The organism is Allorhizobium sp. NPDC080224 (assembly GCF_050281005.1).
In the GTDB taxonomy this organism is placed as follows: Bacteria; Pseudomonadota; Alphaproteobacteria; order Rhizobiales; family Rhizobiaceae; genus Allorhizobium.
Genome location: NZ_JBNNWJ010000002.1, coordinates 70,320 through 92,850 on the forward strand (window position 1 = coordinate 70,320; position 22,531 = coordinate 92,850).

At 60.6% G+C, this 22,531-nt stretch carries 15 protein-coding genes; 7 read left to right on the forward strand and 8 right to left on the reverse strand.

Annotation, left to right across the window (positions count from 1 at the left end; all coding sequences use genetic code 11):
- Window position 1 precedes the first annotated feature (1 nt).
- Together ACQKP1_RS18680 and leuS are read right to left on the reverse strand one after the other, a co-directional pair.
- Window positions 2-517 carry an LPS assembly lipoprotein LptE gene (locus ACQKP1_RS18680; RefSeq protein WP_006724224.1) on the reverse strand — a complete coding sequence of 172 codons (516 nt, stop codon included), beginning with the start codon at window positions 515-517 and terminating at the stop codon, window positions 2-4.
- On the reverse strand, window positions 507-3,128 hold the full coding sequence (gene leuS / locus ACQKP1_RS18685; RefSeq protein ID WP_427276531.1) for a leucine--tRNA ligase: 2,622 nt from the start codon (window positions 3,126-3,128) through the stop codon (window positions 507-509). The genes ACQKP1_RS18680 and leuS overlap by 11 nt, the downstream gene beginning before the upstream one ends.
- A gap of 193 nt (window positions 3,129-3,321) precedes the next feature.
- Between leuS and ACQKP1_RS18690 the strand changes: the two genes are divergently transcribed.
- Window positions 3,322-3,981, forward strand: a complete 660-nt coding sequence (locus ACQKP1_RS18690) for a YggS family pyridoxal phosphate-dependent enzyme (protein ID WP_427276532.1) — start codon at window positions 3,322-3,324, stop codon at window positions 3,979-3,981.
- Window positions 3,982-4,092: 111 nt separating this feature from the next.
- The gene (locus ACQKP1_RS18695; protein ID WP_427276533.1) at window positions 4,093-6,030 is read left to right on the forward strand and encodes a propionyl-CoA synthetase; all 1,938 of its coding nucleotides are present in this window, start codon (window positions 4,093-4,095) and stop codon (window positions 6,028-6,030) included.
- Between the two features lie 72 nt (window positions 6,031-6,102).
- Here ACQKP1_RS18695 and ACQKP1_RS18700 read toward each other — a convergent pair whose 3' ends face one another.
- Window positions 6,103-6,804, reverse strand: coding sequence for a DUF1013 domain-containing protein (locus ACQKP1_RS18700; protein ID WP_427276534.1), 702 nt, complete (start codon window positions 6,802-6,804; stop codon window positions 6,103-6,105).
- 233 nt (window positions 6,805-7,037) lie between these two features.
- Here ACQKP1_RS18700 and acs point away from each other — a divergent pair, with 233 nt between their 5' ends.
- Window positions 7,038-8,990 (forward strand): acetate--CoA ligase, encoded by a 1,953-nt coding sequence (gene acs, locus ACQKP1_RS18705; RefSeq protein WP_203018734.1) that lies wholly within the window; start codon window positions 7,038-7,040, stop codon window positions 8,988-8,990.
- Between the two features lie 41 nt (window positions 8,991-9,031).
- Here acs and ACQKP1_RS18710 read toward each other — a convergent pair whose 3' ends face one another.
- The 3 genes from ACQKP1_RS18710 to ACQKP1_RS18720 all read right to left on the reverse strand — a co-directional run bounded on the left by ACQKP1_RS18710 (window position 9,032) and on the right by ACQKP1_RS18720 (window position 10,057).
- Window positions 9,032-9,301 (reverse strand): excalibur calcium-binding domain-containing protein, encoded by a 270-nt coding sequence (locus ACQKP1_RS18710; protein ID WP_427276535.1) that lies wholly within the window; start codon window positions 9,299-9,301, stop codon window positions 9,032-9,034.
- 44 nt (window positions 9,302-9,345) lie between these two features.
- Entirely contained in the window at window positions 9,346-9,765 is a 420-nt protein-coding gene (locus ACQKP1_RS18715) for a thermonuclease family protein (RefSeq protein ID WP_427276536.1), read from the reverse strand.
- An 88-nt stretch (window positions 9,766-9,853) separates the two neighbouring features.
- Window positions 9,854-10,057, reverse strand: a complete 204-nt coding sequence (locus ACQKP1_RS18720; RefSeq protein WP_427276537.1) for a DUF1674 domain-containing protein — start codon at window positions 10,055-10,057, stop codon at window positions 9,854-9,856.
- A 125-nt stretch (window positions 10,058-10,182) separates the two neighbouring features.
- Between ACQKP1_RS18720 and htpX the strand changes: the two genes are divergently transcribed.
- From htpX to purH, 4 genes are all read left to right on the forward strand, one after another.
- Window positions 10,183-11,145, forward strand: a complete 963-nt coding sequence (gene htpX / locus ACQKP1_RS18725; RefSeq protein ID WP_427276538.1) for a zinc metalloprotease HtpX — start codon at window positions 10,183-10,185, stop codon at window positions 11,143-11,145.
- Complete coding sequence (locus ACQKP1_RS18730; protein WP_427276539.1) at window positions 11,136-12,524, forward strand: RsmB/NOP family class I SAM-dependent RNA methyltransferase; 1,389 nt, start codon at window positions 11,136-11,138, stop codon at window positions 12,522-12,524. Before htpX ends, ACQKP1_RS18730 begins: the two co-directional genes overlap by 10 nt.
- A 189-nt stretch (window positions 12,525-12,713) precedes the next feature.
- On the forward strand, window positions 12,714-14,390 hold the full coding sequence (locus ACQKP1_RS18735) for a heparinase II/III family protein (protein ID WP_427276540.1): 1,677 nt from the start codon (window positions 12,714-12,716) through the stop codon (window positions 14,388-14,390).
- 100 nt (window positions 14,391-14,490) lie between these two features.
- Window positions 14,491-16,107 carry a bifunctional phosphoribosylaminoimidazolecarboxamide formyltransferase/IMP cyclohydrolase gene (gene purH, locus ACQKP1_RS18740; protein ID WP_427276541.1) on the forward strand — a complete coding sequence of 539 codons (1,617 nt, stop codon included), beginning with the start codon at window positions 14,491-14,493 and terminating at the stop codon, window positions 16,105-16,107.
- A 56-nt stretch (window positions 16,108-16,163) separates the two neighbouring features.
- Here purH and ACQKP1_RS18745 read toward each other — a convergent pair whose 3' ends face one another.
- Both ACQKP1_RS18745 and ACQKP1_RS18750 read right to left on the reverse strand, forming a co-directional pair.
- A complete protein-coding gene (locus ACQKP1_RS18745) occupies window positions 16,164-17,540 on the reverse strand; it encodes an MFS transporter (RefSeq protein WP_427276799.1) in 1,377 nt (458 codons plus the stop codon).
- A gap of 54 nt (window positions 17,541-17,594) precedes the next feature.
- Entirely contained in the window at window positions 17,595-22,382 is a 4,788-nt protein-coding gene (locus ACQKP1_RS18750; protein ID WP_427276542.1) for an NAD-glutamate dehydrogenase, read from the reverse strand.
- Window positions 22,383-22,531: the final 149 nt, after the last annotated feature.

The following is a 22,531-nucleotide window of genomic DNA, read 5'->3' on the forward strand; positions in this document are numbered from 1 at the left end:
ATCAGCGACCGAGAGCCATGGCGAGATCGGCATAGATGATTTCAGCAAGCTCGCGGGCGGCGCGTGTCTCGGCATCACGCACGGCACGGAGCTTTGCGAACTCCTGGCGCGGATAATCGAAGAGGGCGACACCCGATCGGCGACCCGTCTTCAGAACCGTGTCGTCGGATATCCGCTTCAGCGTGTAGGTGCCCGTGACGACGGCGCGACCCGCGTTTGCCGTATCGGAGGTTTCATCGAGAAGGATGCCCTCGACACCACCGCTGACAGTCAGGTCGACCCGATATTCCGGGGTCTTCGTTTCGTCACCGCCGCTGGTCAAGAAGATCAATCGGTTGCGCGTCTCGAGGCCTATGCGGCTGGTCGCTTCGGAATAGGCGATCGCAGCCAATGCACCGCGGGTTTCGCCGTTGGTGTCCTGATAGAGCGGACGTGCCTGGCAGCCCGCCATCAGCAGAGCCGCGCCGATCAGAACCGAGCGCCGAAGCAGCTTGGAAGGCTTGAATTCAGAGGACAATGTTCACGATCCTTAGCGGGACAACGATGATCTTCTTCGGGGCCTGGCCATTGAGAACGGCCTTGACGGCGTCGAGCGCCAGAACGGCTTCCTGGACGGCATTCTGGTCTGCGTCGCGCGCGATTGTCAATTCGGCACGCTTCTTACCGTTGATCTGCACCGGCAGAACGATCTCGTTCTCTGCGACCAGCGCTTCGTCGAACTGCGGCCAGTCCGTCCTGGCGATCAGGCCATCGTTTCCGAGGACCGACCAGCATTCCTCGGCGAGATGCGGGGTCATTGGTGCGATCAGATGTACCAGGATCTCTGCTGCATTGCGGGCAGCTGCGACGTAAGCTGCATCTCCCTGCCCTCCCGCGACATTCGTCAGCGGTGCAGCCAGCGCATTGACCAGTTCGTAGATGCGCGCAATCGCCTTGTTGAAGGCCAGCTTGTCGAGGTCACCCTGGACAGCCTTCAAGGTCTTGTGCGCCGCCTGCGAGATTACAAGGCCGTCGCCATCCTTAGCCGGATTCGAAGGCACGGACTTCAGCCGCTCCGCGGCTTCCGAGACGAGACGCCAGACTCGCTGGACGAAGCGGTGAGCACCTTCCACACCGGATTCCGACCAGATGACGTCACGGTCGGGAGGTGAATCGGAGAGCACAAAAAAGCGGGCGGTATCGGCACCATAGGAGCCGATGATGTCATCGGGATCGACGACGTTCTTCTTCGACTTCGACATTTTCTCGATCGAGCCGATCCTGGCTTCCTGACCATTGCTGAGCAGGAACGCACGACGCTCACCATCCGCGTCCTCGATGCGCAGGTCTGCCGGAGCAACCCATTCGCGCTGCAAGCCCTCACCGATGCTGTAGGTCTCGTGCACGACCATGCCCTGCGTGAAGAGCCCCTTGAAGGGTTCCTTCAGATCGAGATGACCGGTTTCGCGCATGGCGCGCGTGAAGAAGCGCGAATAGAGCAGGTGCAGGATCGCGTGCTCAATGCCGCCGATGTACTGGTCGACTGGCAGCCAGCGGTTGGCAACGGCGGGGTCCGTCGGATTGTCTTCCCAGGGTGCCGTGAAACGCGCGAAATACCAGCTCGAATCGACGAAGGTGTCCATCGTGTCCGTCTCACGACGGGCATCCTTGCCGCAGTGGGGGCAGGCGACATGACGCCAGGTCGCGTGACGGTCGAGCGGATTGCCCGGCTTGTCGAAGCTGACATCGTCGGGAAGTTTGACCGGCAGATCCTTCTTCGGGACCGGCACGACGCCGCAATCATCGCAATGGATGACCGGGATCGGGCAGCCCCAGTAGCGCTGGCGGGAGATGCCCCAGTCGCGCAGACGGAAGTTGACCTTGCGTTCACCTTGCGGCGCGCCTTTCAGCTGCTGAGACGCAAGCCGATTCGCTACTTCTTCAAAGGCGTCCGTTGTCGAGAGACCATCGAGGAAGCGCGAATTGATCATGACACCGTCGTCGGTGAAGGCGGTGTCGCCAATCGCAAAGCTTGCAGCATCGCCGTCCCTCGGCATGACAACCGGGACGACGGGCAGGTCATATTTACGGGCAAAATCCAGGTCGCGCTGGTCGCCGGAGGGGCAGCCGAAGATCGCGCCCGTGCCGTAGTCCATCAAGACGAAGTTCGCGACATAGACCGGCAGCTCCCAGCTCGGGTCGAGCGGGTGCTTCACGCGGATACCGGTGTCGATGCCCCTCTTCTCGGCCGTTTCCAGTGCTGCCAGCGACGTGCCGGCATGGCGGCATTCCTGGCAGAAGGCGTCGACGGCTGCGTCGCGCGCGGCGGCTTCCTTGGCCAAGGGGTGATCGGCGGCGATTGCAAGGAAAGAGGCGCCAAACAGGGTGTCAGGCCGGGTGGTGTAAACGGTCACTTCGCCGGCCTCGCTGCCGGAGGCGACTTCCCAGCGGATGGCCATGCCTTCCGAGCGGCCGATCCAGTTCTTCTGCATCAACCGGACCTTTTCCGGCCAGTTATCGAGTTCGTCGAGCGCGTCGAGCAGGTCCTGGCTGAAGTCGGTGATCTTAAAGAACCACTGGGTCAGTTCCCGCTGTTCGACCAGCGCGCCGGAGCGCCATCCACGGCCATCGATGACCTGCTCGTTGGCGAGCACGGTCATGTCTTCCGGGTCCCAGTTGACCTTCGAATTCTTGCGATAGACCAGGCCCTTCTCCAGGAAGTCCAGGAAGAGGTGCTGCTGACGGTGATAGTAGTCGACATCGCAGGTCGCGAATTCGCGCGACCAGTCCAGCGACAGACCCATGGACTTCAGCTGGCCGCGCATGGTCGCGATGTTCTCATAGGTCCAGGCCTTGGGGTGGACCTTGTTCTTCATCGCGGCGTTTTCCGCCGGCATGCCAAAGGCATCCCAACCCATCGGATGCAGCACGTTGTAGCCACGAGCACGCTTATAGCGCGCCACGACATCGCCCATCGCATAGTTGCGGACATGGCCCATATGGATGCGTCCCGACGGATAGGGGAACATCTCAAGCACGTAGTATTTCTCGCGCGGGTCAGCATTGTCGGTCTCGAAGACCTTGTCTTCGGACCATTTCGCCTGCCAACGGGGCTCGGCGTCGCGCGGATTGTAACGTTCGGTAGCCATGGATCGCATTTCCGGGAATAGCATCAAAAAGAGAGGGCCGACCTTCATCATGAAACCGTCCAAGCGTCAAGTTTTTGAGGCATTCGCAAGGCCTTTCCCGCCAAGCGCTTGCCATGGCTGCGGCCTGCCATTAACCCCTTGCCGAAAGATCTTATCACACCAGATATCGGGCAGATGAAAACGAGGGTTGGGCATGTCGGTTGAAGAGCGGCTCCAGGACGTCCGGGGCAAAATCGCTAAGGCTGCGCAGGAGGCCGGTCGTGAGCCGGATTCGATTTCACTCGTTGCTGTTTCCAAGACCTTCGATGCCGAGCATATCCGCCCGACGATTGCCGAGGGTCAGCGGGTATTCGGGGAAAACCGCGTGCAGGAAGCCCAGGGGAAATGGCCTGATCTGAAGGCGGAAACTCCTGATCTCGAACTGCATCTGATCGGCCCGCTTCAGTCGAACAAGGCAGCCGATGCCGTCGCCCTGTTCGATGTCATCGAGACAGTCGATCGCGAGAAGATCGCCCGGGCGCTCGCAGAGGAGACGAAGCGGCAGGGCCGGTCGATCCGCTTCTACATCCAGGTCAATACCGGTCTCGAGCCTCAGAAGGCCGGGATCGCGCCCGATGATGTCGGGTCCTTCGTCGCGCTCTGCCGCGATGAACTTGCGATGCATGTCGAGGGCCTCATGTGCATCCCGCCGGTCGATGAGAACCCGGGGCCACATTTTGCCCTGCTTGCCAAACTCGCAGAGGAAAATGGCCTTTCGAAGCTGTCGATGGGCATGTCCGGCGATTTCGAGACCGCGATCAGCTTCGGAGCGACGAGCGTCAGAGTCGGATCAGCCATTTTTGGCACACGTTAATTTGCCTTAGACCTTCGGCATAGCGCTTTGGTCTCTCTTTCCTCCTTCCTTCGTCGATCCTAAAATGACGGTAAAGGCGAAAGCCTAAAGCGTTGTCATGGGAGGATCGACATGCGCGAGAGCTATCAGGACATCTACGATTCCTGGAAGGTAGACCCGGACGGCTTCTGGGCCACGGCTGCGGAGGAGATTCATTGGTTCAAAGCGCCAGAGGCGGTCTTCGATGCCTCTCAGGGGGCCTACGGCCGCTGGTTTCCCGGCGGAGAAACCAATACCTGCTACAACTGCATCGACCGTCATGTCGAAGCCGGGCGTGGTGCTGAGACGGCCGTCATCTACGACAGTCCAATGACCGGTCAGACCGCTCGCTACAGTTATGATCAGGTCCTGACCGAAGTCTCTGCAATTGCGGCCGTTTTGCGCAATCACGGCGTCGCCAAGGGCGATAGGGTCATCATCTACATGCCGATGATTCCGGAGGCCGTCTTCTCGATGCTTGCATGCGCGCGCATCGGCGCCGTGCATTCGGTCGTCTTCGGCGGCTTTGCGGCGCATGAGCTGGCGACCCGCATCGACGATTCCGGCGCCAAAGTGGTGATCGGCGCAAGCTGCGGCCTCGAGCCCGGACGTATCGTTCCCTACAAACCGATGCTCGACCAGGCCATCGACATGGCGAAGGTGAAGCCCGATTACTGCCTGATTTTGCAGCGCGACCAGTATCACGCGCCGCTGCGTTACGAACACGGCGATGTGGATCTGGCCCAGGCGATCGAACAGGAAAAGATCAACGGCTCGTCTGTCGAATGCGTGCCGGTGGCCGCGACCGATCCGCTTTACGTTCTCTATACATCCGGAACCACCGGTCAGCCCAAGGGCGTCGTGCGCGACAATGGCGGCCATATGGTCGCTCTCAACTGGACGATGAAGAACATCTATGGCGTCAAGCCTGGAGAAGTCTTCTGGGCCGCCTCCGACATCGGATGGGTCGTCGGCCATTCCTACATTGTCTATGGGCCTCTTCTGGCCGGCAATGCGACCGTGATTTTCGAAGGCAAACCCGTGGGTACGCCGGATGCCGGCACTTTCTGGCGGGTGGTCAGCGATCACGACGTGAAGGCGCTGTTTACCGCACCGACGGCCTTCCGCGCGATCCGTCGTGACGATCCGAAGGGCGAACATGTCGCGCGCTATGACATCTCCGGTCTTCGCGCCCTCTTCCTGGCCGGTGAGCGAGCCGATCCCGAAACGCTGAAATGGGCAGAACGGATCCTGAAAATTCCTGTTATCGACCATTGGTGGCAGACGGAAACAGGTTGGGCGATCGCCGCAAACCCGGCGGGCTTGGGGTTGCTTCCCGTGAAACACGGGTCCCCGACCAAGGCCATGCCGGGTTACGCGCTCAACGTGCTCGACGACGCGGGACATCCGGTCGCTCCTGGCACGCTCGGAAACATTGTCGCCAAGCTTCCCCTGCCTCCGGGTTGTCTGGTTACCTTCTGGAATGCCGACGAACGTTTTCGCGCCTCTTGCCTCGAGGAGTTTCCCGGCTACTACAAGACGGCGGATGCCGGCATCATTGACGAAGACGGCTATGTCTTCGTCATGGCGCGGACCGACGACATCATAAATTGCGCCGGTCACCGTCTCTCGACCGGTGCCATGGAAGAGGTCTGCGCCATGCATCCCGATGTGGCGGAATGCGCTGTTATCGGGATTGCCGACGAATTGAAGGGACAGATCCCCTGCGGCTTCCTGATCCTGAAGAAGAATGTGCATCGCGACCATGCTGTGATCGCCAAGGAAGTCGTTCAGTTGGTGCGCGACGAAATCGGGCCAGTGGCAGCTTTCAAGATGGTACTGATGGTCGATCGTCTGCCGAAGACGCGCTCGGGCAAGATTCTGCGTGGCACGATGCAGAAGATCGCCGACGGTCTGCCCTGGAAGATGCCCGCGACGATCGACGATCCTGCAATCCTCGACGAGATCACGGCCGTGTTGCAGGCGCATGGTCAGGTCCCGGCATCCGCCAAAACGGTTGCAAGCGCCTGAACCATCAGGCGGGCAAGAAAAAACCCCGGCCGCCTTGGGCTCCCGGGGTCCATCGCTTGTACCGATCTCTGATCAGTACTGGTCGTCTTCGTCTTCATTGTTGCGGTCGGACTTGAGCGACTGCAGCTTGGCGAAGACGGCGTTGGCGTCGATTTCCTTCTCTTCTTCGCGCTCGTAGCCGAAGCCGAGGTTTTCAGTCTCGCTTGCAGACTGGAGCGTCGCGCCGAGTTCGGCAGCGGTCGGCAGCGGACGACCCTTGGATGCCTTTTCGACTTCGAGATCGAGGTCGATCTGGCTGCAGAGGCCGAGTGTGACCGGATCCATCGGCGCGAGGTTGGCCGAGTTCCAGTGGGTGCGCTCGCGGATCTGCTCGATGGTCGACTTCGTGGTGCCGACGAGACGCGAAATCTGGGCGTCCTTCAGTTCCGGATGGTTGCGAACCAGCCAGAGGATGGCGTTCGGGCGATCCTGGCGCTTCGAAACAGGCGTGTAGCGCGGGCCGCGGCGCTTCGAGTCGGGAACGCGAACCTTGGGTTCCGAGATCTTCAGCTTGTAGTTCACGTCCTTTTCAGCGCGCGCGATTTCGTCGCGCGAGAGCTGGCCGGTTGCAATCGGGTCGAGACCCTTGATGCCCTGGGCCGCTTCGCCGTCCGCAATTGCCTTCACCTCGAGCGGGTGCAACTTGCAGAACTGCGCGATCTGGTCGAATGACAGCGCGGTATTGTCGACGAGCCATACAGCGGTCGCCTTCGGCATGAGCAGTGTCTGGGCCATGGATACAATCCTTCTGAGGGTCCGCGCCGGTTGTCGCGGGCCGTGGGTTTAAACCACTATTTCCGGGAATTCGGCGTCCTTATAGCGATTATGTAACGAAATTGCAATTCGCGAAGTCGCGAATGACCTTTGTCTAATTGCTGGCCATGTTGCACCTGCTATGTATGTCGGCGATAGGCCGGGGAGGACGGTCCTGGTCGCCAGTTGTGGCCCGTCAACATGAGGAGGAATTCATGTCAGCCAAAACCTATCCGGTGCTGAAATCGGCAAAAGTTCGCGCTCTGATCGATGAAGACAAGTACCAGAAATGGTATCAGGAGAGCATCGAGGACCCCGAGAAGTTCTGGGGCAAACACGGCAAGCGGATCGACTGGTTCAAGCCGTATACGAAGGTCAAGAACACGTCCTTCAAGGGCAAGGTTCCCGTGAAGTGGTTCGAAGACGGCCTCACCAACGTCTCCTATAACTGTATCGACCGCCACCTGAAGACGCATGGCGAACAGACCGCCATCATCTGGGAAGGCGACAACCCCTATATCGACAAGAAGATCACCTATAACGAGCTCTACGAGCATGTTTGCCGTATGGCGAACGTCTTGAAGAAGCACGGCGTCAAGAAGGGTGATCGAGTCACCATCTACATGCCGATGATTCCGGAAGCGGCCTATGCGATGCTCGCCTGCGCCCGCATCGGTGCCATCCATTCGGTGGTCTTTGGCGGCTTCTCGCCGGAAGCGCTGGCCGGCCGTATCGTCGACTGCGAATCAACCTTCGTGATCACCTGCGATGAAGGCGTGCGCGGCGGCAAGCCGGTACCGCTCAAGGAAAACACCGACATCGCGATCGACATCGCCGCGAAGCAGTATGTCATCGTCAACAAGGTGCTCGTCGTGCGCCGCACCGGCGGCAAAATCGGCTGGGCGCCGGGCCGCGACATCTGGCATCACCAGGAAGTGCACACGGTCAAGGCAGACTGCCCGCCGGTCAAGATGAAGGCGGAGGATCCGCTGTTCATCCTCTACACCTCCGGTTCGACGGGCAAGCCGAAGGGCGTCATGCACACGACGGGCGGTTATCTCGTCTATGCCTCGATGACGCATGAATATGTCTTCGATTATCAAGATGGGGACGTTTACTGGTGCACGGCCGATGTCGGCTGGGTGACTGGGCATTCTTACATTGTCTACGGGCCGCTTGCGAACTGTGCCACAACACTGATGTTCGAGGGCATTCCGACCTTCCCGGACCAGGGCCGCTTCTGGGAAGTGATCGAGAAGCACAAGGTCAACATCTTCTATACCGCACCGACCGCCATCCGCTCGCTGATGGGTGCGGGTGACGATTTCGTCAAGCGTTCGGATCGCTCGTCGCTGCGCCTTCTCGGCTCGGTCGGCGAGCCGATCAATCCGGAAGCCTGGGAATGGTATTACAACGTCGTCGGCGAGCAGAAATCGCCTGTAGTCGATACCTGGTGGCAGACCGAAACCGGTGGGATCATGATCACGCCGTTGCCGGGTGCGACGGCACTGAAGCCTGGTTCGGCGACCATGCCATTCTTCGGAATCAAGCCAGAGCTTGTCGATAATGAAGGCAATGTGCTGGAGGGTGCGACCGACGGCAATCTCTGCATCACCGACAGCTGGCCGGGGCAGGCACGCTCTGTCTATGGCGACCACGACCGTTATGTGCAGACCTACTTCTCCACGTATAAGGGCAAGTATTTCACAGGTGACGGCTGCCGCCGGGACGAAGACGGCTATTACTGGATCACGGGTCGCGTCGATGACGTCCTGAACGTGTCCGGTCACCGTCTGGGAACGGCGGAAGTCGAATCGGCGCTGGTCTCGCACCATCTCGTTTCCGAAGCGGCCGTCGTCGGCTATCCGCACACTATCAAGGGCCAAGGCATCTATTGCTATGTCACCTTGATGTCGGGTCACGAGGGCAATGATGCGCTCAGAGCCGATTTGGTGAAGCATGTGCGGACGGAAATCGGGCCGATCGCTACGCCGGACAAGATCCAGTTCGCACCCGGCCTGCCGAAGACCCGCTCGGGCAAGATCATGCGCCGCATCTTGCGCAAGATCGCCGAGGACGATTTTGGCGCGCTTGGCGATACCTCGACGCTGGCCGATCCGGCTGTCGTCGACGATCTGATCGCCAATCGCCAGAACAAGAGCGCCTGACAAAAAAGACCACCGGGAGCTTCCTCAAGCTCCCGGTGGTCTCAACATCCGATCACACGGCGGATTTCATTGACCTGCTCCACTGACGAGCAGACGTTCTCACATGGTATACCGTCGTTATCGCCATCGGCGCGTCGATACCCGTTGCACCACAGGATAACCGCTTCCTCACAACTCGAGACCTGCTTGCAGGTTCGTGCTGCCATTTCAATGGCGCCTGCCTGCGCATGCGCGCCGGATCCTGCCTGCGCCAAAAGAAGCAAAACCAGAAAAGATGCGGATCTGAACAACAAAGCCTGACGAATCGACATGCTTTGCATCAAGCAGCAACTGGCAGCAGCTGTCTACAAATCCCCTACAATCCGCGGGGGCAAACTCTCTTGGCCTTTTGCTTTCCCGCATACGGCTCGGCCAGACCGGCCGCTAGAAGGCGGTCGGCCGGGCGACTACCGTCTGCCAAGGTTAGATCGGCGACGACGCGTCCAAAATACTTGTCGCCAGAGATTGCGGTTAGCTGAACCGTCAAATGGCCATCTATCAGGCTCGTGAGTTCGCCCTTTGCCTTGAGCGCCGCCTCGCGGAGAGCGGGGCATTTAGACTTCAGCTCAGGCGCATCGATGCCGCGCAGGCGCACATAGGTGCTGACCTTATGATCTGGCCAGGGCATGGCCTCGACGAGAACGGTATCGCCATCGATCACCTTGACCACTTCGGCCGCGACTGGCCCGTCGATCTGGCGGCTCCCTGCGCTTAACGGCGCTACGGACACCAGCATCAGGAAGATTGTCATAGAAGGGAGTGTTGATCGGAACATAATAGGAACATATTCCGATCTTGGACGCAATTCAATGGGTAATAATTCCTCAGAAGTCGATTGCGCGACCCTTGATTTCCCAATCGCCAAAACGGGCGGGATCAGCGCCGCCTCGGCCTCCGATTTCGGGCGGCATCTGCTGTGCCGCTTCGCTCCGGCGCCTTTCCTCTGCTTCGGCCAGTGCCCGCTTCGCGGCCGGGCTCAATTCACGCGGCAGTTCCACGTCGACTTCGGCTTCACGATCTTCTGACATCATATCGTCCTTTGCTGAGACGGCATTTCATGCGCAAACATTGAAATTGGGTTGCGCACTTTTTAAATCAACAGGCGAAAACGGCAATAGAATTGCCAAGAGCGCTGCATTTAGAGGACCACGACATGAATACTATGCGGACTGCCATGCTGCTCGCCTTCATGACTGCCCTCTTCATGGGCGTCGGCTTCCTGATTGGAGGCAGGGGCGGCATGATGATTGCCTTCGTCATTGCCGCGGGCATGAATTTCTTCTCCTACTGGAATTCCGACAAGATGGTGCTTCGGGCCTACCGGGCTCAGGAAGTCAACGAGCGCACGGCACCGGAATTCTACGTGATGGTGCGCGATCTGGCCCGCAATGCCGGTCTGCCCATGCCGAAGGTCTATGTGTTCGACAACCCGCAGCCGAATGCCTTTGCGACCGGTCGCAATCCGCAGAACGCCGCCGTTGCTGCTTCCACCGGGCTGCTGCAGCGGCTCAGCCCGGAAGAGGTCGCAGGCGTCATGGCGCATGAGCTTGCCCATGTCGAGAACCGCGACACGCTGACGATGACGATCACGGCAACGCTTGCCGGTGCGATCTCGATGCTGTCGAATTTCGCCTTCCTGTTTTCCAGCGGGCGTGACGATCGCAACAATCCGCTCGGTATAGTCGGCGTCCTCATCGCCATGATCGTTGCCCCCCTGGCTGCCATGCTGGTCCAGATGGCCATCAGTCGGACGCGCGAATATGCTGCCGACCGCCGCGGGGCAGAGATCTGCGGCCAGCCGCGCTGGCTCGCATCGGCCCTGCAGAAGATCGCCGGCGACGCGTCTCACATTGAGAACGTGGACGCGGAGCGCAATCCGGCAACAGCTCACATGTTCATCATCAATCCCTTGAACGGTCAGCGGATGGACAATCTCTTTTCGACCCATCCCAACACACGCAATCGTATCGAGGCGCTGCTGGCCATGAGCGATATCTGGCCGGGGGGATCGACGCCGCCAGAGGCCCCTGTTAAGGCAACGCGGACAGCGCGTTCTGTTCCGACCACCGGTTGGGGACGCGGAAAAGCTGAACCACCCAAGGGACCATGGTCTTGAAAGAAGCAGCGACGGGCAAACCGAAAACCAAGCACAACGGCAACAGGAAACATGGAGAGCGTTCCGCTCGACAGCCCTTGAAGCCGGGGCTCGAAGCCCGTATTGCCGCCAGCCGGATACTGGCAGCGGTGATCGATCGGAAAACATCGCTCGATGGCATGCTGGATTCAGAGCACGGAAACCCAGCATTCTTGCCATTGAACGATGCGGACCGCGGTCTCGTAAAGGCGATCCTTCAGAGCGCGTTGCGCCATCTGCCACGGATCGAGGCCATCATTGCGAAACTGCTCGATAGCCCGCTGCCGGACGGTGCTCGCTCCCTGCATCACCTCTTGATCGTGGCTGCGGCCCAGATGCTCTATCTCGATGTGCCCGATCATTCGGCTGTTGACCTTGCGGTTGAGCAGGCCAATGGCGATCCCAGAAGTCGCCGTTTCTCCAAGCTGGTGAATGCCATCCTGCGCCGCATCGGACGTGAAAAGACAGAGCTTCTCGCCGCAGTAGATGATCTTCCATGCATGCCGCATTGGTTTATGGCGCGCCTGACGGAAGTCTATGGTGAACAGCGAGCGCTTGCGATCGCTGCGTCCCAGCTGGAGTCCCCGACGATCGATCTGACCGTGAAGTCGGATGCAGCCGGCTGGGCTGCGCGGCTTGGGGGACAGGTCTTGCCGACCGGCAGCGTGCGGCTTGAGCGGTTCCGCGGCTCGGTGACCGCGCTTGAAGGTTTCGAGGATGGTGCGTGGTGGGTGCAAGATGCGGCCGCCGCCATTCCGGCAAAACTGTTCGGTGATCTCAAGGGGAAACGGGTTGCCGATCTTTGCGCCGCACCCGGCGGCAAGACGGCACAGTTGGTGCTGGCCGGCGGCGATGTTCTGGCCGTCGAGCAGTCTAAGTCACGGGTGAAGCGTCTGGAGACCAATCTCCAGCGCCTGGGAGTTTCTGTCGAAATCCGATGTGTGAACCTGCTCGACCTCGATGAGACAGAGGCGTTCGATGCGATCCTGCTCGATACACCCTGCTCATCGACCGGTACGACACGTCGCCACCCAGATGTTCTCTGGACAAAGAATGCGGCCGATATCGCCAAGCTTGCCGAACTGCAGGAGAAGTTGCTGCGCCATGCCGTGACACTCTTGAAACCGGGTGGGCGTCTGGTCTTTTCCAACTGCTCCATCGACCCATCCGAAGGCGAGGAGATTGTTGCCCGGGTGTTGGCGGAGATCTCTGACCTGCGTCTGCAGCCAATCGATGCGGCGGACTGGCCCGGGCTGGAAGCAGCGATCACCGCCAAGGGTGAATTCAGGACCACGCCGGACATGCTTGCAGAAAATGGTGGGCTTGACGGCTTCTACGCTGCGGTCATTGCTAAAATTTAACTAATATCTCAATAAACCTGTTGGGAAGTCTGCGTGAACGTGGACCGTCGCTCCGCATGGCCGGGGCGCGGCTATATGACTTGTCATTTCGTGCCCGCGTCAGGAGCCCGGAGGCCTTATCCCTTCGAGTTCTTCAGGCTGGGACAACAGGAATGGCTGGATCATCATGATCTGGTGACAGGAACCATTATGCGAATCAATGATCGCGCCCGACTGATTTCGCTCCACGTCGCCGAATCCTGGCGCCGCATGCGGCAGGCGGCTGCCATCGTGACGCCTTCCGCTCTGCAGCGAGGGACTTTCCGCCTGAACCGAGTCGTCGTGGCGCCGACCGATCTCAGGGCGATCGACTCGTTTGTGGCGGATGAGATCTTCAACGGGCGCTTTCCACTTGCCGGACGCGTTCTCGATACCGAGGGTCAATCTCCCTTCGAACTGGAGTTGCCGTCCGTCCAGTTTGCACGCCGCCTGCACGGCTTCGGCTGGCTGCGCCATATTCGCGCCGACAAGACGGCACCCGCCTGCGAGAATGCCCGATGGATCACGGACCAGTGGATCACCCTTCATGGCGGCCGCAGCAAGGGCGTCGCCTGGGACAGTGAGGTCGTGTCCCGGCGGATCATCAGCTGGCTTTCGCATTCACCGATCGTGCTGCACGAAGCCGACGCTGGCTTTTATCGCCGGTTCACGTCGTCTCTTGGGCAGCAGGTGCGCCACCTTCAGCGCCGCGCCGATTCAATGCCCGAGGGTCTCCCGCGCCTGAAGGCCCGCATTGCCATCGCCATGGCGTCGATCGCGGCCGAGGCGCGCCCTGCTGCCGTTCGTCGCGCGGGGCGATTGCTTGACCGGGAGCTCGAGCGGCAGGTTCTGGCAGATGGCAGCCATGTCTCTCGCAATCCGCAGGCCTCTGTCGATCTGCTATTCGATCTTCTGCCGCTGCGCCAAAGCTACATCAATCTCGGTCACGAGGTTCCCGCCAAGCTCATTCCGGTCATCGACCGGATGTACCCGGCCGTGCGCTTCTTCCGTCACAGCAGCGGCGACCTCGCCCTCTTCAATGGCGCCAGTTCGTCGCTCGCCACCGATCTCATGAGTGTCCTCCGATATGACGAAACGGCGGGACAGCCCTTCAAGGCCCTGCCGCATGGCGGCTATCATCGGCTTTTCGGGGGCGACACCACGATCCTGGTCGACACCGGCAAACCCCTCTCGGCGCGGCTATCGAGCACGGCGCATGCCGGTTGTCTCTCGTTCGAACTGTCTTCGGGACGGAACCGCTTCCTGATCAACAGCGGGTCACCGCGCTTCGCAGGGGAACGCCTCCGTCAACTTGCCCGTGCCACGGCAGCCCATAGCACCGTGTGCATCGGTGACGTTTCCTCGGCGCGGATCGCGCAGTCGTCCCGCCTCGGCAAGATCATGCTATCGGGTCCCTCCAAAATCGAGGTCGAACGACAGACCGGTCCCGATGGCAGTGACCGACTGTCCGCACGGCACGACGGCTATGTGAAGCGCTTCGGTGTCTTGCACGAGCGCGACATCCGCATCAACGAGCAGGGTACCAAGATCGCCGGGCGGGATCGCCTGTTGTTGCCGGACGGGTTACCGACACCCAATCTGCCGGGTGCAGAGGTTATCGCGCGTTTCCATGTGCATCCGACAATCACGGTGGAACGTTCCGACGACCGGAAGATACGGCTCGTGGCTCCTGATGGTGAGAGCTGGTCCTTCTCCATCCCGGTCGGTGAAATCGCCATTGGTGAAGATGTCTTCTTCGCCGATGTTTCGGGTATCCGCCCGTCACAGCAGCTGGAGATCGTCTTCGAGGGGCCGGAAATACGCTGGTTTCTCGCGCATCACGCCTGATGGCGGGCATCTTGCGGTTTCCTCACAGGTGAAGCTGTGCTAGGCGGCGGCATCGCGCCCGCTGCCGCATTTCCGGGCGCCCGCCAGCTCGGAGTGAACCATGGCCGTCGTTTCCAAAAAGATCCCCGCCCCCGACCTCGTGCGCGTGCGTACCGCACTTCTCTCGGTGTCCGACAAGACCGGCATCGTCGAATTCGCCCAGGCGCTGCACCAGCGCGGCGTCCGCCTACTGTCGACTGGCGGCACCCACAAGGCTCTTGCTGCGGCCGGCCTGCCAGTCATCGACGTCTCCGAGATCACGGGCTTCCCCGAAATCATGGATGGCCGCGTCAAGACGCTCCATCCGCTGGTCCATGGCGGTCTCCTGTCGATCCGGGACGATGCAGAGCATGTCGAGGCGATGAAGGCGCATGGCATCGAGGCCATCGATCTCTCCGTGATCAACCTCTATCCGTTCGAACAGGTTCGCGCCGCCGGCGGCGATTATCCGACCACCGTCGAAAACATCGACATCGGGGGACCCGCCATGATCCGCGCTTCGGCGAAGAACCACGCTTATGTCACCGTCGTCACCGATGCGGCCGACTATGCCGAGGTGATTGCCGCGCTCTCCGAAAATGACGGCCAGACGACCTATGCGCTGCGTCAGCGGCTCGCAGCCAAAGCCTATGCCCGCACCGCCGCCTATGACACTGCGATCTCCAACTGGTTTGCAGAAGCGCTCGAGATCGAGATGCCTGCTTACCGGACCGTTGGCGGCGTGTTGAAGGAAAAGATGCGCTACGGCGAGAACCCGCATCAGAGCGCGGGCTTCTATGTCACCGGCGACAATCGCCCCGGCGTCGCAACCGCGACGCTGCTGCAGGGCAAGCAGCTTTCCTACAACAACATCAACGATACGGACGCGGCGTTCGAACTCGTTGCCGAGTTTCCGCCGGAAAACGGCCCGGCCTGTGCAATCATCAAGCATGCAAATCCTTGTGGCGTCGCCACAGGCTCAAGCCTGGTCGAGGCCTACAAGCGGGCACTGGCCTGCGACAGCACCTCGGCTTTCGGTGGTATCATCGCGCTCAACCAGATCCTCGATGCCGAGACCGCGCAGGAAATCGTCAAGCTCTTCACCGAAGTGATCATTGCCCCTGAAGTCACCGACGAGGCCAAGGCGATCATCGCCGCCAAGCCGAACCTGCGCTTGCTGACCACGGGCGCCCTGCCCGATCCGCGTGCCCGCGGCGTCATGGCCAAGACGGTCTCCGGTGGTCTGCTTGTCCAGAGCCGTGACAACGTCATGGTCGAGGATCTCGACCTCAAGGTGGTGACCAAGCGCGCCCCGACGGCGACCGAGCTGGAGGACATGAAGTTCGCCTTCAAGATCGCCAAGCATGTGAAGTCGAATGCGGTGATCTATGCCAAGGATGGCCAGACAGCCGGCATCGGCGCCGGCCAGATGAGCCGTGTCGATTCCGCCCGCATTGCCGCGCTGAAGGCGGAAGACGCCGCCAAGGCGCTCGGCCTTTCGGCGCCGCTGACCAAGGGCTCAGCGGTTGCCTCCGAGGCCTTCTATCCCTTCGCGGACGGTCTTCTGGCCGCGATCGCTGCGGGTGCCACGGCTGTCATCCAGCCGGGTGGATCTATGCGCGACGAAGAGGTGATTGCAGCTGCCGACGAACATGGCGTGGCAATGGTCTTTACCGGCGTCCGTCACTTCCGCCACTGAAGAAGCCCGATCAGTGGTGAAAACAAATGGCCGGTGGAGCGATCCACCGGCCTTTTTTACAGGCTCGTCCCCTTGTCCGTTGCCGGATAATTCGTCCTCAAGAGAAGGACGAGGCCGCCGATCAGAAACACAAGCAGTGTGGCCATGCCGGCGCGTGGAGAGCCCGACCAGGCCGTTACGACCGAGAAGGAGAGCGTCGCGAGGAAGCTCGTCGCGCGGCCTGACAGGGAGTAGATGCCGAAATAACGGCCGGCTTCATGCAGTTCGACGCTGCGGGCGAGATAGGAGCGCGAGGAGGCCTGGACGGGGCCGAAGGACATACCAATCAACAGGCCGTAGAGGACATAAGCCTTTTCGGCGGGGGTGGCGAACAGTCCGTCGGTGCCTGTGATGGGCAGGCTCACCAGCCCGAAGAGAGTGAAGTCGACGCCGGTAGAGATGATCCCGAAGGTGGCAACGATCAGCAATCCCAGGCTCACCATGACCACCACCTTGGACCCGAGTGCCCTATCTACGCGACCGGCCACGAGGCAGCCGAAGATCGCGACGATATTGAGAATGATCCCGTAGATGCCGATTTCCATCGTCGACCAGCCGAACATGGCGGCAGCGAAGACACCGCCCAGCACGAGAAGTCCATTGACGCCGTCCTGATAGATCATCCGGGCAATCAGGAAACGCAAGATGTTGCTGCGATGGCGGAGTTCGCCAAGTGTCGAGCGGATCTCGCGAAGACCCGACCGGACGGCCGCGCCTAGAGCTTTGCCCTTCGCTGCGTCCGGGGTGAACAAGAACATCGGCAAGATGAAGATCAGATACCAGACCGCGGAAATCGGGCCCGTGATGCGCGCATCTTCGCCGGTTGCCGGATCAAGACCGAACAGGGGATCGAGCCCGATCAGCGTCTTTCCGGTCGTCGGGTTGCCGGCAAGGAAGAGCACCACGAAGATCAGCACGATCATGCCGCCCATATAGCCCATGCCCCAGGCAATGTTGGACACGCGCCCGACATCCTGCTGGCTGACGAGGCGCGGCATCATGGAATCGTTGAAGACGATGGAAAATTCCGCGGCGATGCTGGCGAGGATCATCAGCAGCATCACGAAGGCGACAGGCGATCCCGGAGCGGCTGTCCAGAGAAGGGCGAGGCAGGCGATCTTGATCAGCGCGAAAAAGGCGATCCAGGGCTTCCTGGATCCGGACTCGTCGGCGATTGAACCGAGGATGGGTGCGAGGATGGCAATGATGACGCCTGAAATTGTCGCCGCATTGCTCCAGGCCGTTTGGGCGCTCACCGGATCATCGGTCATCCGCGAGACGAAGTAGGGACCGAAAATGAAGGTCGTGACCACGGTGAAGAAGGGCTGTGCTGCCCAGTCAAAAAACATCCAGCCACGAACACCCCTGTCGATGGTGCCGTGGCTGGTCTTCATGTCTGTACGTGTCGTCACGCGCACCCCCGGAGCCTCTAAAGCCCCGGGACAGTGTCACCTCACGTGGTCCTGTGCAAGATCACCCAGAAGCCCGGCGGCGACAGCGAGCTTGGAAATGCTCGGTTCGCCGCTGTCGACGATCGACGACAGTTCTTTGCCGATCCGCTCGACGCGGTTTCTGTCCGTCGCAATCCACGCCTGAACCGGTTGCGGCTCCTTGCCGTGGCTCGTCAGCGCCACACAGACGATCTGTCTGCGCGCCTGACCGATTCGGTCGAGGCTGCGTGTCAACGCCAGGCTGTCGTAGTGGTCGGCCGTCTGGATCCGTCCCGCATTCTCGATGATCCGGCCGATGCGGAAGGCTTCGGAGACTGCGAAGAAGCCGCGCATGGCACCGGCGAAATCGGTGCCGGTGCGTTCGGCAATCTGCAGGATCTCGGGCAGCAGCTGCATCGTCTGCAGATTGACGACCTCGGATGCCAATGCTTCCGGTGCGCCGGCTTCGATCAGGGCAGCGATCTGGTCGTCGAAGTGCTGACGAAGGGCGGTCGGAACCGTCTTCTTGAACACGGGTGACGCCGAAGCGACCGCGGCCTTCAACTGCGCCACGGCATCGCCGATCGAACCCTTCACGTAGCCGGTGTCGATCAGCAGCCGGGTCATGGCCGCATAGATCTCGGAGATGATCGCATAGAGCCGGTTCTGGGTCTGCCCCGGGATGCGGGCGTCCAGGGCGTCGATCTTGTCCCAGAGCGGCGTCAGACCGAGCGCCTCGCGGGTGACCAGTGCTGCCTTGACGACGGTGTCCGGCGAGCTCCCCGTCGCGTCGCAGACCGAAACGACAAAGCCGGGGCCGCCACGATTGATGGCGTGGTTGGCGAGAACCGTCGCGATAATTTCACGGCGGAGGCGATGACCGGCGATGTCGCTCGCAAAGCTGTCGCGCATGGCGGCCGGGAAGTAGTTGAACAGAGTCGCCTCGCAATAGCTGTCGTCCGGAAGGTCCGAGTCGATCAGCTGATCGAAGAGCACGATCTTCGCATAAGAGAGCAGCACGCCGATTTCCGGTCGCGTCAGCGCCTTGCCCGAGACATAGCGCTCCGCAACAGCGGAGGAATCCGGAAGTGTCTCGACCTTGCGGTTGAGGCGCCCCATGCCCTCGAGATAATCCATGAGCCGGCTCAGCTCTTCGCGATTGCCGGCACCCTTGGCTTCAGTGAGCGAGATCGACAGCGACTGGAGGTAGTTGTTGCGCAGAACGAGATCTGCCACTTCGTCCGTCATCTCGGCGAGCAGCACATTGCGTTTCTCCCGCGGCAGACGCCCCTCCAGCATGGCCGGGCTCAAGGCGATCTTGATGTTGACCTCGACGTCCGAGGAATTCACCCCGGCCGAGTTGTCGATCGCATCGGAGTTGCAGCGGCCACCGTTTAAGGCGTAGGCGATGCGGCCCTTCTGGGTCACGCCCAGATTGGCGCCTTCGCCGATGACCTTGGCGCGGACATCGGCTGCGTTGACGCGGATTGCATCATTGGCGCGGTCACCGACTTCGGCATCGGTCTCGGCTGCTGCCTTGATGTATGTGCCAATACCGCCGAACCACAGGAGATCCACCGGCGCCTTGAGGATTGCCGTCATGATATCCATCGGCGTGGCGGTGGTCGTTTCAAGACCGATGGCCGCAGCCGCTTCCGGGGTGAGTTTGACGGATTTCTCGGCACGAGAAATGATCATCGCGCCAGCCGACAGCGTCGAGCGGTCATAGTCCTGCCAGCTGGAACGCGGCAGATCAAACATGCGCTTGCGCTCGGCAAACGAGGTGGCCGGATCCGGGTTGGGATCGATGAAGATGTCGCGATGGTCGAAAGCTGCAATCAGCCTGATCTTTTCCGAGAGCAGCATGCCGTTGCCGAAGACGTCGCCCGACATGTCACCGACGCCCGCCACAGTGAACGGCGTCGTCTGGATATCGGTATCGATTTCCCGGAAGTGGCGCTTGACCGTTTCCCAGGCGCCGCGGGCGGTGATGCCCATCTTCTTGTGGTCGTATCCAGCGGAACCGCCTGAGGCGAAGGCATCGTCAAGCCAGAAGCCCGCTTCTTGGGCCAGACCGTTCGCCGTGTCCGAGAAGGTCGCCGTGCCCTTGTCGGCGGCAACAACGAAATAGGGATCGTCGCCATCCGGCCGGAGGGTGTTCGCTGGCGGGACGATCTCACCGGCAACGATGTTGTCGGTGATCGACAGGAGGGTGCGGATGTAGGTTTTGTAGGCTTCCGTACCGGCGGCGAACCAGGCTTCGCGGTTGGTCGCAGGCGGGAGCTGCTTGGGGAAGAAGCCGCCCTTCGCACCGACCGGCACGATTACGGCATTCTTGACCTGCTGCGCCTTGACGAGGCCCAGCACTTCCGTGCGGTAGTCCTGCGCGCGATCCGACCAGCGCAGACCGCCTCTGGCAACCTTGCCGAAGCGCAGATGGACGCCTTCGACCTCGACGCCGTAGACGAAGATTTCGCGGAACGGACGCGGTTCGGGCAGGCCTTCCAGCTTCTGCGGATCGAACTTGAAGGCAAGCATCGGGCGATCGCTCTGTTGATAGCCCTTCTGGAAGAAATTGGTTCTGAGTGTCGCCTCGATCGCATTGATGTAGCGCCGCACGATGCGGTCCTCATCGAGGATCTTCACGTCGTTCAGCTTGCTTTCCAGTGCGTCAAGCAGTTCTGCGTGGCGGCTCTTGCGGCTTTTCTCCGCCAGCGAGACATCGAAGCGGTTCTTGAAGAGGGCTACCAGGTCGACTGCGATGGCCGGGTGCTTGGTCAGCGTTTCCGCCATGTAGGTCAGCGAATAGACCGCGCCTGCCTGACGGAGATAGGCGGCATAAGCCCTCAGCACCGATGCTTCGCGGGCAGTGACGCTTGCCGCCAGGATCAGGCGGTTGAATGCGTCATTATCGACCGCACCCGTAAAGGCGGCAAGAAAGGCTTCTTCCACCTGTGTCGCATGCTGCTTGATGTCGAAGTTCACCCCATCTGGAACCTGCAGTTCCATGTCGTGGAGAACGATGAAACGCTGCTCGTCGTCGGAGCGACCGATGCCGATGTCGAACGTGCGTTCGCTGATCACCCGGAATCCGAGGTTTTCAAGCAGAGGCACACGACGGGACAGAGGAAGATGATCACTCACGTGGAAGATCTTGAGATAGAGAAGCGGGCCGCGCTCGTCCGTCACCTGGTGGAATTCGAGCGACAGCGGGGCTCCTGCGATGCAGGCCTTGATGTGCTTGAGATCGCTGACCGCCTCTTCCGGGGTAAAGGCTTCCTCGAATGCCTGCCCCACTTCAAGCGTCGGAGCGCCCTTGCCGGCAAGGGCCGTGAACCGATCCGTCCAGCGCGCGGTTATCTGGCGCACCGCCTCCTCAAGGACCGCCTGAGGGATTTGAGGTGTCGCTCCCTCGCGTCGGCCGATGATGATATGCACGCGGGCCACGCCGCCTTCAGGGAAGGCCGGATAGAAGGCTGAAACATGCCCGTTGTAGACGGACTGGAAGTAGAGGCCGATCTTCTCGCGAACCATCGAATTGTAGTCTTCGCGGGGCACGTAAACGATCAGCGAGACGAAACGATCGAAATGGTCGATGCGCGGCAAGACGCGAACGCGCGGGCGCTCCGAGAGATCGTTGATCTGTTCGCAGAATTTCGCCAACAGGTCCGGTGTGATCTGGAAGAGATCGTCGCGGGGATAGTTTTCCAGCGTGTTCTGCAGCATGCGGCCGGAATGGCTGCGGGGGTCGAAGTCGAAGTGGGAGACGACCTTCTCGACCTTGGCGCGCAAAAGGGGGATCTGATTGACCGAGCGCGTATAGGCAGTGGCTGTAAACAGGCCGACGATGCGGAGCTCGCCCGCGACCTTGCCGTTCGGACCAAAGCGTTTGATGCCGATATAATCCATGTAGGCGCGGCGGTGGACGACGGATTTCACATTCGCCTTGGTGACGATGAGGTAGTCGGGACCTTGCAGGAAGGCGAGGATCTCGGGGGTGGTCGTGACCTGGTGCTGCCCCTGGCGAAGCACGCGAACATCGGGGTCCGAGAGAATGCCGAGGCCGCTGCCCTTCTCGCGCTCAACGGTCGCTTCCGCTCCGTCGCCCGAATAGGTGTATTCGCGCATGCCGAGGAAGGTGAAATTGTTGTTGCGCAGCCACTCGATGAACGCAACCGCCTCGTCGCGCTCGGCTTCGGTCCGTCCTGCAGACAGGTCCCGAAGCTCGGAAAGCACTGTTTCCAGCAGGTTCAGCATGGGCTTCCAGTCGGTCGCTGCCATCTTGACCTGCGCCAGCACGTTCTGGAGCCGCCCTATCAGATCGGCGGACTGCTCCGCTGAGAGCGGCGCAAGATGAAGTTGGATGTAGCTGACCTTGATAGCCCCTTCAGGATCTGAATCCGGGTTGGAGAGCGAGATGTCACCGCGCGGTGTTACGGCAAGGATAGGATGGACCGCCATATAGATGTCGCGATAGTGGCTGGTCACCTCGCCCATCAGCGAATCGTAGAGGAAGGACTTGTTGTGGTCGACGATGGAGAGAACGCTGACCGGAATGCCGTTCGGGCTCACACCCTCAATGGGATCGATGCTGATATGGGGCGTCGTGCGATCCCAACACGTAATGTCACTCGCGGCTCTTGAGGCCGATCGTGCCAGCATGGACGCGTTGTAGCGATCCAGGTCGTCGTTGCTTCCTCTTCCGAATATGACTTTGGGCGATACATAGGCACCGCCCTGTTCTCGCGCCAACTGCTGCGCATTTTCCAGCAATTCATCCCGCTTGCTGAACCCGGTCCTGCCCATGTACCCCTCCGTAAATCGCGCCTTTGCGCGTCATCTTCACGCAAATGGCTTGCAAAAGTATGTATGGAACAGAAATAGGAAAAAATCAGGCGAAAATATGCGGTCAAATTCATAAAATTCAGGAAATTTTTGCACCAGATGGTGCTTTG